At 51.9% G+C, this 15,038-nt stretch carries 12 protein-coding genes and 2 pseudogenes; 5 read left to right on the forward strand and 9 right to left on the reverse strand.

Annotation, left to right across the window (positions count from 1 at the left end):
- Nucleotides 1-114: 114 nt before the first annotated feature.
- On the forward strand, nt 115-1,131 hold the full coding sequence (locus tag EL645_RS26980) for a GlxA family transcriptional regulator (protein ID WP_126554429.1): 1,017 nt from the start codon (nt 115-117) through the stop codon (nt 1,129-1,131).
- Between the two features lie 451 nt (nt 1,132-1,582).
- Entirely contained in the window at nt 1,583-2,812 is a 1,230-nt protein-coding gene (locus tag EL645_RS26985; protein WP_126554431.1) for an MFS transporter, read from the forward strand.
- Between the two features lie 274 nt (nt 2,813-3,086).
- On the opposite strand, the pseudogene EL645_RS26990 reads toward EL645_RS26985, so the two are convergent.
- A pseudogene (locus tag EL645_RS26990) lies at nt 3,087-3,422 on the reverse strand (IS982 family transposase); the annotation flags it as partial.
- A gap of 19 nt (nt 3,423-3,441) precedes the next feature.
- Here EL645_RS26990 and EL645_RS26995 point away from each other — a divergent pair.
- Nucleotides 3,442-3,945, forward strand: a complete 504-nt coding sequence (locus tag EL645_RS26995) for a carbohydrate ABC transporter permease (protein ID WP_126554435.1) — start codon at nt 3,442-3,444, stop codon at nt 3,943-3,945.
- 106 nt (nt 3,946-4,051) lie between these two features.
- Nucleotides 4,052-6,112 (forward strand): carbohydrate binding domain-containing protein, encoded by a 2,061-nt coding sequence (locus tag EL645_RS27000; protein ID WP_126554437.1) that lies wholly within the window; start codon nt 4,052-4,054, stop codon nt 6,110-6,112.
- 465 nt (nt 6,113-6,577) lie between these two features.
- Here the strand turns inward: EL645_RS27000 and EL645_RS27005 are convergent, their stop codons facing one another.
- The 8 genes and pseudogenes from EL645_RS27005 to EL645_RS27035 form a co-directional block, all read right to left on the reverse strand.
- Nucleotides 6,578-7,297 (reverse strand): hypothetical protein, encoded by a 720-nt coding sequence (locus tag EL645_RS27005; RefSeq protein WP_126554439.1) that lies wholly within the window; start codon nt 7,295-7,297, stop codon nt 6,578-6,580.
- 170 nt (nt 7,298-7,467) lie between these two features.
- Nucleotides 7,468-7,857, reverse strand: a complete 390-nt coding sequence (locus EL645_RS27010; protein ID WP_126554440.1) for a TetR/AcrR family transcriptional regulator — start codon at nt 7,855-7,857, stop codon at nt 7,468-7,470.
- A gap of 514 nt (nt 7,858-8,371) precedes the next feature.
- Nucleotides 8,372-8,695, reverse strand: a complete 324-nt coding sequence (locus tag EL645_RS27015) for an L-rhamnose mutarotase (protein ID WP_126554442.1) — start codon at nt 8,693-8,695, stop codon at nt 8,372-8,374.
- 159 nt (nt 8,696-8,854) lie between these two features.
- Complete coding sequence (locus EL645_RS45815; protein WP_371865823.1) at nt 8,855-9,109, reverse strand: alpha-L-fucosidase C-terminal domain-containing protein; 255 nt, start codon at nt 9,107-9,109, stop codon at nt 8,855-8,857.
- A gap of 165 nt (nt 9,110-9,274) precedes the next feature.
- A pseudogene (locus tag EL645_RS45820) lies at nt 9,275-10,299 on the reverse strand (alpha-L-fucosidase); the annotation flags it as partial.
- Nucleotides 10,300-10,364: 65 nt separating this feature from the next.
- The gene (locus tag EL645_RS27025) at nt 10,365-11,222 is read right to left on the reverse strand and encodes a carbohydrate ABC transporter permease (protein ID WP_126554444.1); all 858 of its coding nucleotides are present in this window, start codon (nt 11,220-11,222) and stop codon (nt 10,365-10,367) included.
- Entirely contained in the window at nt 11,212-12,186 is a 975-nt protein-coding gene (locus tag EL645_RS27030; RefSeq protein ID WP_126554446.1) for a carbohydrate ABC transporter permease, read from the reverse strand. Before EL645_RS27030 ends, EL645_RS27025 begins: the two co-directional genes overlap by 11 nt.
- A gap of 154 nt (nt 12,187-12,340) precedes the next feature.
- The gene (locus tag EL645_RS27035; RefSeq protein WP_126554448.1) at nt 12,341-13,594 is read right to left on the reverse strand and encodes an ABC transporter substrate-binding protein; all 1,254 of its coding nucleotides are present in this window, start codon (nt 13,592-13,594) and stop codon (nt 12,341-12,343) included.
- Nucleotides 13,595-13,963: 369 nt separating this feature from the next.
- Here EL645_RS27035 and EL645_RS27040 point away from each other — a divergent pair, with 369 nt between their 5' ends.
- Nucleotides 13,964-15,007, forward strand: a complete 1,044-nt coding sequence (locus EL645_RS27040; RefSeq protein WP_126554450.1) for a LacI family DNA-binding transcriptional regulator — start codon at nt 13,964-13,966, stop codon at nt 15,005-15,007.
- Nucleotides 15,008-15,038: the final 31 nt, after the last annotated feature.

Here is a 15,038-nt window from a genome sequence, read left to right on the forward strand (position 1 = left end):
CCATTGGCACTACCTTCGCAGCGGGCTATAGTATCAACAGGTGGTTGATTGATCCTGGTCCAACCCCATCCAACCATGGAAGGAGATCCACAAGTGCAAAGGAGAAAGAGAGCCATGCCGGTCTTCGATTCGTTTCTGACGACTATCCAGCACGCGGGCGTGTTAAAGACGCGGGAGCAGCGCGTGCTTTTCCTGGTGCTGCCACAGGTCAACCTGCTGGACCTGGCGGGACCAGCACAGGTTTTTGACGCCGCAGCGCGGCTGGGCATGCCCTACAGGCTGATCTTCTGCGCCCATCGACCAGAGGTGTGCAGCGCGCAAGGACTGAGCTTTGCCCATCTCCAGCCGCTCGAACCCATCCAGCCAGACGATCTGGTGATCGTGCCAGGTCTGAAGCTCGGTAGCGAGAAATCGAGGAGAGGGTTTTGGGATCCGTCGATCATCCACTGGCTGCGCCAGGCCTATGATGGCGGCAGCCCCATCGCCTCCGTCTGCACCGGCGCCTTCGCCCTTGGCGAGGCTGGCCTGCTCGACGGTCGTCGTTGTACCACGCATTGGGCATCTCTCGCTGCCCTGCAGGAACACTATCCGCGCGCACGTGTCCTCGACAGTGCCCTCTTCGTGCAGGACAGGCGCGTCACTACCAGTGCCGGTATCGCTTCGGGCATCGACATGGCGCTCTCACTTCTGGAGCAGCGACACGGTCCCCTCTTCACCGCCCAGGTCGCACGTTATCTCGTGGTTTATGTGCGGCGCAACGGCTCACAATCGCAGGACAGCATCTATCTGCAGTACCGCACCCATCTGGACCCCGCCGTGCATCAAGCCCAGGACTACCTGATCAACCACATCACAGGATCGATCTCGCTGCAAACGCTCGCCGACACTGTCCATCTCAGTGTACGCAGCCTTACACGTAGCTTTAAAGAGGCCACCGGTCTGACCCCGGTACAATATCATCAGCGCCTGCAGCTCGAACTGGCCACCACGTTTCTGCACGACCCTGGTCTGAGCATCGAAGAGGTTGCGCACAAATGCGGCTTCGAGGACGCACGCCACTTCCGCCGCCTCTGGCAGCGCACCTTTGGCGTTCCACCCTCCGTCAGCCGCAGCATTCACAATATCTCGTGATTCATTCAAGAGAGCACATACCTGACCGGTATAAAAAATGATCGGGAGGCCCCTATGAGCCTCTCACTCACAAGGCGGAGCGCCAGTCACTCCGAAACAAAAGGAAAACTACTTATGATATGAAATACAGTCATCCTTACGACGCGTCACCCTGAGCTATGTTACCTTTGGAAAACCAAACGGTCCGCACGCCACGACCTCTGCGGTGGTTCACACAGGGAGGATAATGCGTTGCAAAGCTTGCAATGTGATCGAACGTTCGTGAACGTTCACAAGGCCCGTTTTGAATTCAAAGGACCTTCGGCCTGATTCAATGACTCCTTTGGTAGCTCACGGCGGCTTTTGTATGATGCCTTTCAGGACCACCAGTTCTGCGCACAAGGGCCTTGCAACGATAGCGAAATTTAAGGTGAATTATCTATGCTTTTCATGAAAGGAACTCTTTCTTACGATGTCGATACATACCAAATCCCCTGTGGAAGCGCCTGCAGACAGGATCAATCCGCGTATCTTTCTCCTGGCGCTCGGGATGTTTGCGTTGGGGACCGATGCCTTTGTCATCGCAGGCGTGCTTCCCGTCATCGCACACGAAACTGGAGTGCAGGAGGCGCTGGCTGGACAATTGGTCACGGCCTTCTCGCTGGTCTATGGCCTGGGAGCACCACTGCTGGCTGTGCTGACCGCTCGCTGGTCACCAACACGCGTGCTGATCGTCGCGCTCGGCCTCTTTTGCCTGTCGAATCTGGGCTCAGCCATTGCCCCGAATTTCCCCCTGCTCCTGATCACGCGTATCCTGACAGGATGCTTCGCTGCGAGCTATGCCCCGCTTGCCTATACGGTGGGTATCGCTCTGGCACCACCAGAGAAGCGTGGGCAGGCGTTGGCGTTGGTCGTCATGGGGATAACAGTAGCTACGGCGTTCGGCGTCCCGCTGGGAACATGGGTCGGGAACCATCTGGGCTGGCGCTTCTCCTTCGGGCTGATCGTGCTGCTATCGGGGATAGCGTTTCTCACACTGCTCGTCTTTAAACTGCCGCAGATAGCGGCTACTGCACAGCTCTCACTACGTGCACGCCTGGCGCCCATAGGTCAGCCTGTCATCATGATGGCTCTCCTGGCAGCGCTGTTCTGGAACATAGGAGCCTATGTCATCTATACTTATGTCGCCGTGATCTTGCAGCACAACCTGCACATCAGCGATACCAGTAGCCTGTTCGTTGCCTACGGCCTCGGCGTCGTCGCTGGTAGCTGGTCGGGGGGACACCTGGCCGACCGCTTCGGTGCGCAACGCCCACTGCTGATCAGCCTGATTGCACTGATCATTATCGAGACAGTGCTGGCACTGATCACGACCACATTCATCGGAAGCTTCCTGATCCTTTTTCTGTGGGGTGCCTTGATTGGGCTTATCTTTATCCCGCAGCAACATCGCCTGCTGAGCATCGCGCCCGAACACGCCAACGTCATCCTCGCGCTCAACAACTCGGCTCTCTACTTAGGCATTGCCGGAGGGGCTGCCATCGGTGGTCTTGCATTGCGAGCAGTCCCGGTCACGCACCTTGGCTGGATTGGCGCTGCCTCGTGCCTGCTGGCACTCGTGATCTTCCTGTTCAGCATGCGCCTGAGCACACGCAGCAAGTTCGATGATGCTGGGCGCCCTGGACGCGGGACGATGCACTGATTCCGTTTGAGAATCACAGAGACGGCGTGGGTGGAGGAGGGCGGACGCACATGGCGTTGTCACCAGGGGAGATGCCGGAGCAGATTCTGCTCAGAGAGCATCTAAACAAATGTCTGAGCGCGGCTGGTAGGTGCTGACACCAGCCGATGCTGCGCGGTTGCGAACGCAGAACAGTGAAACCGGCTGCGCTCACCATCTGTGCGAAGGCGGCTTTCTGATGGCTACCCCGAAGAGCCCGTCTACGAGCATTAAGTAACGCCATGTGCAAGTTTTCTTAAGCGGCCAATTGATCGAAGTGAAGAGGAGGAACCTCCTGTTGCTGATTGAGCAAAAAGCACATGCTGTGCATCAAAATGCATCGCGACAAGCGATTGCGCAAATGCCACAGATCTCGTGCCCAGACCTGTTTGATCTTGCACCGATCGGTCAGTTGCCCAAAGACCGTGTCAATGCAATACCGAACCCGTCCCAGCACCAAGCTTTGATAGGGTACGGCCTTGGGAGAATGCGCTTTGCGGAACGGGGCTTGCAAGAGAATCCCTTTGCTACGCAAAAACGCTTGCAGGTCTGGAAGCCAGTAGTTCCGATCGCCCAAGACGACGCCCGTGGTGCGCCATCTTTTTCTAGTTATGCTCTCAACTCTGATGTTGCCACAAATCCTGACTGTCATCCCCACATATGTCCTTTTCGCTCATATCGGCTTGATTAACACCTACTGGCCCTGGATTCTCTGGGGTTTGGGAAGTTCGCCCTTCCTTTCTTTTTTATTTCGCCAGTTTTTTTCCAGTATCCCTGTTGAACTGGAAGAGGCGGCGATTCTCGATGGCTGTGGCTATTTTCGGATCTTTTTGCAGATTTTTCTGCCCCTTTCTCTTCCATCGATTGCCACCGCTGCGATTCTCTCCTTCACCTCAGTCTGGGGAGACTATATCACTCCCTCGCTGTTTTTGAGTCAAAACAACACGACGCTGGCCGTTGCGATGAGCCAGGGCTACACCAATATCAACGGCTTTCCACTCAATAATGTGATTGCAGCAGGGGCCGTTCTCTACGTCATCCCGGTGATCATTCTGTTCTTCTTTGCTCAACGCTACTTTGTAAGCGCAATCGTGACCTCTGGACTCAAAGGATGAATCTTTCCGCGAGGAGAAATTATGGCTGATCTCTCCTCGTTTTTCGAGAATTTTGGGATTGTTGTGCCCCAGCGTTTTAGCCGCATTAGGAACATGGAGGTTTCTTATGACTACGCACAAGCGCAGCCGCATTTGTCGTCACTTTTTACTTGTCGCACTTGTATGCATGACCGTCGGTGCAATTGCTGTCTTTTTACCTGAGCAGCATACTGCTCACGCGGCCAACTTTACCTGGTCTCTGGGATCCGATACGCCCTTTACCCAGATGAACAATGAGGATCTCGATCCGGGCGTTCTCCACGATGGCTCAAATCTCTGGGTGATTTATAGCAGCGGTGAAAATATTGTCCATCGTCTTGAAGGTACGACGATGGACAACCTGGTTGAGCAGTCAAATGGTGTCCTGGACTCCTCGTTTAACAAGCCCTATGGCGATGACCGTTACTGGTTCGGTGGCATGTGGAGCGATGGCTCTACCTGGTATGCAACCGTTCACATCGAATTTCACTACGGTTCGGGAAACTTCAACCATTTTCGTAGAATAGACATGGCAACCTCGACTGACCATGGAGCAACCTGGCACGATCAGGGAGATATCCTGACCAGTGATAACTCCTATAACCAGAGCGATTATCCCAATGGATATATCGACTTTGGTGACGGCGATCAGAAGCTCTTTGTGGATACCGCGAGTGGATACTTTTATATCTACTACATGCATGCCTGGGTAGATACTACCCAGGATGTCCGTTATCAATCAATGCGTGTTGCTCGCTGTCCGATCAGTGCCAAAATGGCTCCGGGGTGTTGGGAAAAATGGTACAACAATAGCTGGACTCAACCCGGTCTGGGCGGGCGTGATAGCGATGTGTTTACCAATGAGGACAGTTCAACTGTGTTTTACGACACCTATCTCCACAAATACGTTGCCATTGGAAACTTCGGTGCCTTCATATCCACGGCGACGGACTTAAACACCCAGAACTGGACTCCACGCGAAGCTTTTGCCACCGGGCGCCTGCAATGGTATAACTGGCCTATCGATCCTACGACATGGGATCGCTATACCATCGGTCAGAGTTTCAGGCTGTACTCAGCCTCTAATGATGCTGACGGTCAGACAAAGTATATGACTGTCACCTTTGGTAGTGGCTCGACCACCTTCTCTGGATTTACTCCTTATTATGCGCCGGTTTCGGTTAACGATGCGAATCCAGGCTGGCAGAGAAACTTTCCGACAGGCGCATACAATAGTACCTATACCAATAATTTCGATGGAGGTTTAGCAGGCTGGCAAACCGTTTACCAACCTGGCAATTCAAGCTGGTCTCAAAGTGGCGATACCCTCGTCGGGACGGTGAATGATGGTTCAGAAATACGGGGGATCGATACCAATGCTCCCAACGTTGCGGATGGAGACTTGAGCTTTACCGTCAACCCTGTTTCAGGGTCACGTTTGGGGGCAATCTTCCGTTATACCTCGAACAGTAATTTCGCGATGATCTACTACGATAATGGCGTCGTTGGATATCAAAATGCGAATACGTATGCTCCTCTCTTTAACCTTTCACTGTCCTCAGGAACCTGGCATACATTCGAGATAGGCTTCAACGGATCGAACATAACAATTACGATTGACTATGTGCAAAAATATAGCGGGTCTATTCCTGCCTTGCCAACTAACGCGGGACAGATCGGCTTCCGCACCTGGTCCAACTCAACCAACATCTTTGATAGTGTCGTGGAAGCATATAACAACAACCGGGTCAGTAACCCGGGGTTTGAAAGCGGTTCGTTCAGTTCCTGGACCAACTATGGCTCATCTTCGGTTGTAGCAACGAATGCGCACAGTGGTACCTACGCGGCTCAGCTTGGTACCAGTTCTGCCATTGAGGGTACTGAACAGGTTATCAATGGGTTGAGCCCAAATACCACCTACACACTCACGGGATGGGCAAAAGTTACCAATCCAGGCGATACAATCTACATCGGGGTGAAAGGCTTTGACTCTAACGGGACCGAAAACAAACAGGGGATTACGAGTACTACGTATACGCAAGCCACTGTTTCGTTTACCACCGGACCAAATTCCACGAGTGCCACAATCTATCTCTTTATGTTTTCCGCTTCGGCACCTGGCTATGGAGATGATTTTGTCGTGGGGTAAGCATTGGAGGCATGGCAAACCCATCTGGATCTCCTCTGGCTGGCAGCATATTCCTCAGAGAGTGTTACATGACTTCCTCAGGAAATCTCGACAGCAATTGAGGTAGGAGATCACCTCCAGTTCGTTGACAGCCATCCAGGCAGGCTCAACGACTGTGGGCTACCACAGTGATCCAGATTGTCTCGTACGTGTTGCAGAACAGGAACGGCGAAAAGTGGCAAGAAAACAGATGAGCACCAGTTTTCTTGCCACTTTTCGTATCTCTTTCTCTACGGCAGTGGGTCTGTTGAGGATTTACATTAATAAGTGTCATTTGTCGAATGTCTTGGGTCTTACCCACTCTCGATGCCACTGGCAAGACCCCAAGCATTTGACGATAAAGAAAGAAAGAAATAGAAAAACGAAAGAAAAAATGGTGGAGGAGCACCCAGAAGAGCACGATGCATGAGTGTTTGCACGGGGAACTCAGGTTGTTGGTGCTGGTTCCTCACCCAGAGGCATCAACACTTGCCTGTCTCTCAACTTCAGCATGGCGAGGGCGGCGGGCACACTGCCAATGAAGATCAGGGCATAGCTGAGAAGCTGAAAAATACCTTGATTCGCAGTGTAGGCGACCGCCTGGAAGGGGATCGCAGCAACGATGAGACAGGCTGCCCAGAGAGGAACAACCCGAGCGCGACCGAGCGCGATGCCGAGAAGCACATACCCAAGCAGATGGCCGACGACCCAACTATATTGAAGGAAGACGATCACCCCTTCGGAGGAGACGCCATTCCACACCTCTATGAAGGTGGTGCGACTGCCTATCTTCGTCATAGCGTCGCCCAAAGCTTCCGGCCACACGAAAACGCCCCAGGTGAGTGTCCCCACTAACCCGCATACCATGCCAATGGTTGCGAGCCAGGGTGAGCGCCTCACGGCGAGTAGCCCCAGGCCAAGGAAGCTCAGAGGGAAAAAGTACGGAGTTATGGCATTAAAGAAAAGAAATAACTGGATCTTGAGAGGACTTGCCACCTGATAGGCAGCAAAGATTCCACCAGGCGCAGGTGGCACGCCACCTGTAGGATCGAAAGCAAATCCCAGAAATACAATTAGTGGCGCCAGAACAATGCATGCAGCCAAGCACGCGCGGTGGAGCTTGCGATAGACGGGATCAGCATTGGACTGGGTGTTAGATAGATCCATGAGAAAATCCCTTTCTGGACTCGTTAGTGGTTTCCTCGCCTCTTTCTTTCAGGATTACCAGAGCGGCGGGAAGATTTCCGAAAAGAACTACCCGATCCACCGGGAGGCACGATTACGCATTCGGCTTGAGCACGGTTTCATCCATCATCGGGACGCAAGCAGATTTTGGATCAAGAGCTGCGCCAGCCAGGCAATTCCAGTTCGCTGACAAGCGGCTCGTAGACCTGGCGAGTGATCTGAGTCACGAGCGAAAGCTGCCATGATGGGTCCGGCGTAGCGCGAAGTTCTTCGATAAGTTGCTGGACACGTATGCTAAAAGCATCGGGGTTGATCACTTCAGCCAGAAGCACGCGCTTGGAGCCAAACACGGCTGCAATCGTTTTTGGCGAGACTTCAGCGATCTCGGCGATGGCTTCCAGCGTTGTCGCTGCATAGCCACGGCACTCGAATAGCGAAACTGCTGCTGCGAGGATGCGTCGGCGCGTTTCCTCGGCCTGCCGTTGACGCGCTCGTGAGTGATAGGGACATTTTCCCTCTTTGGGCTGAGATGTAATTCCCATAGAAGGAGTATAACACTATCTAATAGGTCAGATACTAATCAATAGGCGTTTCCATAAGGAGTATACACTATTTAATAGGTCAAATACTAGTCAATAGGCGTTTCCGGGTGTCATTGACATTTGTGCATCGAGGAAGAAAAGCGAAAAGGCTCGCGTAGGTGCTGGGCTTGCCCCAGCTTTGCCGCGAAGCGGCCCGCTCCCGGGCGCCCACGTTGCCCAAAGGCGTTTTCCTTTTCCCAAAAAACGGACGCTAAGACATTGATGAGCCTGTCTGGTGATGCAACGCTCGTTGTGAAGGTGATGTTTGGAAATGAACACACGCGCCCGGGCACGGAGCCGCTTCGCGGCAAAGCTGGGGCAAGCCCAGCACCTACGTGAACATGCCCCTTTTTCTTGGCGCGTTTCTCTCCGCAAAAAAGAGAGGCAGGTCTCGTATTGGAGCAACCTGCCTCTCGGCATCAAAACGACGGGGACCCGCCGGGAGTCTGATTCCATAGACACCATTGATGTTCCATTATTCAGTGTGGAAGACTTCTTTCATCATGGTCCACCAGTCACCTTCCTTATGTAAGGGGACGGGTTCCTGCATTGCATCGGTGTAGGTCCACCATTTCTGAGTGATGGGGTCAGCCGCCATCTTCTGCATGTCGGCGGCGAAGTCGTTCCCAACATATTCGAAATAGGAGAAGAGCCAGGTGTCATAGCGGAAAATGGAGTAGTTGCGGATATTGCAGTCGTAGATGGTGGAGAGCACACCGGACCATACATTGGCATGCAGGTGTTCATATTCAGTGACAGCTTCTGGTTTGACCTTGATAACTTGTCCATAACGTTGCATAGAGTATTCTCCTTGCGAGCGATGTTATTCGAAGATCTGCATATCTGGAAGGTCAAATGTGAGATGCGGATGCATCGTGCCCGCTTTGGTAGAATAAGAGGGATCCATGGGAACTCCTTGCTGGCAACGAGCACTTGCTTCCGTCAGATGAGGTTTGATCTACGCTTCCTTCTCAGGTGTGATGCGAAATGCGAAGGCATGCTCACCAGGTTTAGACGACGGCAACGTGATGGTTAAACCGTTGGTGTCACGGGACCACTGGAGCGGCTCGCCCACACCCAGCAATTCAACCCTCGCAACGGTCTGGGGGAAGAGTGGAATATCACTGGCAAGTGATTTGATCGTTACTCGCCCGTCCTCGGGCCACGCCAGTGCGATGGCGTACAACGTATCACCGTGGGTTGTGAAACGCAAATCCTGGCTGGTGAAAGATTGGCGCTTCGTATCGTTGAAGCTCCCTTCGACAACCTGCGTGGGACCTTCACCAAAGACCTTCCAGGGTCGGGTACCATATATGGCCTCGCCATTGACGTTCAGCCATCGTCCAATGCCTAGCAGAAGTTCTTCTTCGGCCTCGGGAATAGTACCGTCGGGCCGGGGACCGATATTGAGCAAGAGCGCACCATTCTTACTCACGATATCTACCAGATCACCAACCAGGTTATTCACCGTCTTGTAATCCTGATTCTGCACATACCCCCAGGACGTCTTTGCCACTGAAGTATCGGTCTGCCAGAAATAGGGGCGTATAGCCGCAGCCTGACCACGCTCGATATCGAAAATCGCGCTGCCCAGGGGAAAGGCATCATGTTTATAGTTGATGGCGACACCACGATCCCACTGTGCGCCCCGGTTATAGTAGTACGCCGCAAAACGCTGGCGGTACGGCTCAAAGATGGGCTGCTCGATCCACCAGTCAAACCAGACGATCTGAGGTTGATAGGCATCAACCAGTTCGCAGGTGCGCGCCAGCCAGTCATCGAGGAACTCTTCGTTAGGCGGAAGCGTTTCGGGCTGCGCTGGCGCGTAGAGTCCCGCATAGCGAGGATCCTGGACATCGGAATCGAAGGCCATGCCACCATTGAAGAACCACCAGTGCTCCGCACGATGGCTGGAGAGACCAAAGATCATAAACTGCTCACGCACAGCAGCCGCTAGTTCACCAATGATATCGCGCTTGGCCCCATATTTGTAGCCTTCCACTCAGAAAAAGAGCAGTCGTACATAGCAAAACCATCATGATGCTCAGCCACGGGCATCACGAACTGCGCGCCAGCGCGCTTAAATAGATTGGCCCAGTGCTGAGGATCGAAATGTTCAGCCGTAAACAAAGGTATGAAATCTTTATAGCCAGATGTAGCCTGCGGACCATAGGTCTCCACGTGATGCTTGAAGTCGGGAGAACCCTGAATATACATATTGCGAGGATACCATTCGTTATGGAAGGCGGGCACCGAGTAAACTCCCCAGTGGATAAAGATGCCAAACTTGGCATCTTCGTACCACGCCGGGGTGGTATACCCTTTCAGTGACTCCCAGGTTCTGTCAAAGGGACCAGCAGCAATTACCTGTTGAATTGTTTCCTTCGCCTTTGCAATAGTCATTGAACACTCCTTTTTACGGGCAACCACAAGGGATCGCCCTACAAATAATGAAAAAACAGGGTGCTTTATCGACCACCGATACCTGTCAACGTAATGCCTTGCACCAGATAGCGCTGGAGGAAGAGCACGAGAATAATGCCAGGCAAGACTGAGATTGTCGCGCCAGCCATCATATAGCTCCACTCTGTGCCATGCTGGCCCTGAAACATCTGTAGGCCGAGAGGAATGGTGATGACATCTTCGGTATTAATGACAATGAGAGGCCAGAGGAAGTTATTCCAGAAAGAGATGAAGGTAAAGAGGCCTAAAACACCCAGGGCGGATCTGGATAAGGGCAGAATGATATTCCAGAGAATGCGGAAGCGCGAGGCACCATCGATTAAGGCAGACTCCTCCAATTCGAGGGGGATCGTTTTGAAGAACTGGCGCATCAGGAAGGTTCCAAATGCGGTGAACGCCCCCGGAACTATCAGCGCCTGGTACGAATTGATCCAACCGAGATAGCGCATGATCAGGAATTCAGGAATGACCAGAACTGCCTGGGGGATCAGCAGCGTACCCACATAGACGAAGAAGATGCCATCACGACCAGGAAACGTGAGACGGGCGAAGGCATACGCGGCCAGACTAGAGGTAATCATAACCAGAATCGTGCCCGTTATCGCTACGAACAGAGAGTTGAGAATAAAATGTCCAAAAGGGAGGTAGGTCCACACGGCCACGAAGTTGCCCAACTGGATGGGGTTCGGTAACAGTGTCGGTGGAAACTGATACACCTGAGCATTGGGCTTGAGGGCTGTATCCAACATCCATATGAAAGGGAACAATACCACGAGTGAGACAATGATCAACAGGGTGTGAGAAATGATACTCCCTAGCGGGAAACGTGCAGTTGGCCTCTTTGCTAACGGCTCATACTTCATAATGCACCCACTTCCTCTGTAGAGTGAACTGAAATAATGTGACTACCAGGATAAGCAAAAAGATCATCGTCGAAACTGTCGCGGCATACCCCATTTTGTAGTATTGAAAGCCATTCTGATACGCATAAAGAACGAGCGTCGTTGTATCGATCCCTGGCCCCCCCCCGGTTAAGATGTAAACCTGGTCAAAAACCTGAAATGAGCTGATAAGCGTCAGAACCAGGCCAAAGAACAGAGAAGGAGAGAGCAGGGGTATGGTGATGTGCCGGAAGAGGTTCCAACGTGTCGCGCCATCGATAGCGGCCGCTTCATAGAAATGCTGCGGAATATTCTGTATGCCAGCAGAGAAGACGAGCATATTATAGCCAAAATTGTACCACAGCGACATAATAATCACGGCAGGCATTGCCCATGCACTGGAAGCCAACCAGTTCGGACCATGAACGTGGAAGACAGCGAGCAGGGTCTGGTTGATGATGCCAGACTGATCGTACATCAGCAACCAGACTAGCGCAACGCCGACAGCCGGAGTCAGAACAGGCATAAACATGATGATACGGAACACGTTTTTAAAGTGAATCGGTCCCGCTAGCCAGACGGCCATCCCTAATGAAACAATCATGTTCAAAGGCACATAGCCGAACACAAAGTAGAGCGTATTGATGAGCAACTGGTGGAACACAGGATCGACTGTGAATAACTCCACATAGTTACTCAAGCCAGTAAACTCAGGAGGAGTAAGTAGGGTCCATCTGAAGAAACTGAGCCCAAAAGCAGCAACCAGGGAAAACAGGGTAAAGACCAGGAAACCGACAATATTAGGAGCGAGAAAGAGGTAAGCGATACCCGTATTTCTCCACTGCGCACGACGGACAAGCTGCTGGTTTCGAGAAGGAATATGCTGCCCGAGGGACTCTACCTCTTCGAGAGCAACCTGGACATGATCAGTTTTTTTGATGCTCATTTTTCCCTCGCGACGTGGTGGTGTAGATGATGTTGATTGACGCGCACAGACCCACCGATGGAAAACATCTCACAGGGCGCACCAATGAAATAATGGGGGTCCGAACGCGTGAAGGCCCCGACTACCAGTAGGCAGCAAGGGCCTCCATTGAGCATTATGAGTTGCCAACCTGTTGTTGAATAGTTGAGAGAGCAGAGGCAGCCGTTTGCTGACCTGCGATGACTTTCACACCATACTGTTGAAAGAGCGTTTGAGCCTGGTTCCAGCTGGCCGTCGTCACTTCCGGTACAGCGTGTGCGTTTGCATAGGTCAACGTCGATTCTGCTCCAGGAACCGCGTTTTTGTACCAGTATTGCTGCTCAGCAGTGCGGGCGGAAAAAGCGCGGCCGGAGCTTGCCAGGTACTGCTCAGCATCAGGACCGGTCAGGACGCTGATAGCCTTCCAGGCGGCATCAGCATTTTTGGTTGTGTTCGAGATGCCGAAACCGGAACCGGCTGTAACCGTGATCTGGCCCTTGCTCAGGGCAGGCATGGGAGCGATACCGATAGAAAACTTGGCCGATGACTTAAAGTTGATGAGGTCCCAGGGTCCATCCACGGTCATACCAATGTTGCCAGCCGCCCAGAGGAAAGCTGCGTTGTTGGATTCCGTTACTGAGAGGGTGGGTGAGGCATGATATTGGTATGCGAGCTTCGCATACTCCTGATATGTACGCGCGAATTGCGGATTATCCAGGGTCAATTTGCCATCGGATGTGAGATATTGCCCACCATCGGAAAGGACGAATGGTAACACACTATCAAGGGAGGGATTAGCGATAAAGCCATGATCATTGCCATGCGACATCTTCTGAGCATCAGCGAAGAACTGCGCGTATGTCCAGCCATTGGTTGGCTCAGGGATATTGTACTTCTTAAACATGTCTCTGTTGTAGAAGATGACAAGTGGCCCGAAGTCGTAAGGAAGTGCGCGTACTTCGTTCTGGAAGGTAAGGCCTTTGATGATCGTCGAGTCGAACGCAGAAATATCAAAGTTGTTCTGCTTGATGTACGAACCCAGAGGAAGGAAGTTAGAGGCAAAACCAGGCGTGTGCTGGCTTTGCAAGGAGATAATGTCCGGCATGGTACCGCTGGCAGCTTCACTCTCAAGCTTTGTCCAGTAGTTCGCAAACGTGGTTGTCTGGAACTTGATGTGGATGTTGGGATACTTTTTGGTTACCAATGCTGCGTCATACTCCCAGGCCTGGACCTCCGGGTTTGACGCAGTCCACATGGACCAGGTCAGCGTCACCGGTCCGTTACTCGTAGAACCAGGTTGCTGAGCAGTACCACCACATCCTACAAGCAATACACCCATAATGAGAAAAACACTAACAAGGACACTTTTAACGGATTCTCGCGACAACATATCGTGCCTCCTTAGTCAACTGTGAACTAAAGTTACCGATGATTGAACGTCGTGGATTATCAATCCGTGCAGTGAATGTTTTGACATCTATGAAATCATTTTCATAAATGCAAGTCTACCCGGTAAAAATGCACTTGTCAAGAGATTAAGTATTACCAAACCCCGTAACACTTCTAACACTGTTGAATATAAAAATGCCTGCTAACACAAGGCAAATTGACAAATAACTTCCACAACCGTATACTTAAAAGGATGCCACAATCTGTATAAATTTATGTAATTACCCTTTGAAATTATTTTCAAAAATATTTTCAAATTATAGAGAGCAGTCGGTGAGATGCGCCAAGAAAGAAGAGATGGCCGAAGATTATGGCGAACATTCAGGAAGTAGCGAGACGGGCAGGCGTCTCTATTTCGACGGTATCACGTGTGCTGAATGGTACAGCACGTGTGAATAACAAGCTGACAGAGCGGGTCCTGCTAGCTATCGAAGAACTAGGGTATCGACCAAGCCGAGCCGCGCGTTCGCTGCGTGCCAATTATTCAACTATCATTGGACTACTCATATCTGATATCCAGAACATCTTTTTTATGGATCTCATTAAGGGTGTTGAGGATGTGGCATTGCGCAACGGCTATAGTGTGCTATTGTGCAACTCGGACGAGGACTCTCAACGAGAACAGCGCTACCTGGAGATTCTCTATGACGAGCGCGTGGCCGGACTTATTGTTGTACCGACACGTGAAAAACTGAATGGTCTAGAGCTCTTTCGTGAACGCAACATCCCCATAGTAGCAGTAGACAGGCGCATCAAAAGCAAGAATATTGATGCAGTGCTGGTCGATAATGTACGAGGGGCGCGCGAAGCGGTGACACACCTGATCACTAATGGATACCAGCGAATCGGCACGATCTTAGGGCCAAAGACGCTCTCTACAGGATATGAACGCCTGGTAGGATATCGGCAGGCACTGGAAGAGGCTGGGATTGCTCACGATCCCGCACTTGAAAAGTTTGGTTCCTTTAAGGAGGAGAGTGGAAGACAAGCAACAAATGAATTGCTGGCATTACATCCTCGTATCGATGCACTCTTTGTAGGCAACAACACGATGACGATCGGAGCATTAGATGCACTCCATCATCACGGTCTGCGGGTACCGGATGATATAGCACTCATCGGCTATGATGCCATGCCCTGGACAGCTCTCCGCTCTATTTCACTTACAATGGTGACCCAACCTGTCTACGAACTTGGTGCAACGGCGGCGTTGCGGCTTTTCCAGCGTTTGCAGAATCCGAGCGAGCAAACACAACAGGAGATTATTCTAACACCGACACTGAGTATTCTCGACTCCTCAGCTCCCAGCAAACAACCGACGATCACGCTCTCCAGCGTGAAGGAAAACACATAGGGTTATCATTTCTTCGATATCATGGCGCTTT

The organism is Dictyobacter kobayashii (assembly GCF_003967555.1).
GTDB classification, from domain to species: Bacteria; Chloroflexota; Ktedonobacteria; order Ktedonobacterales; family Ktedonobacteraceae; genus Dictyobacter; species Dictyobacter kobayashii.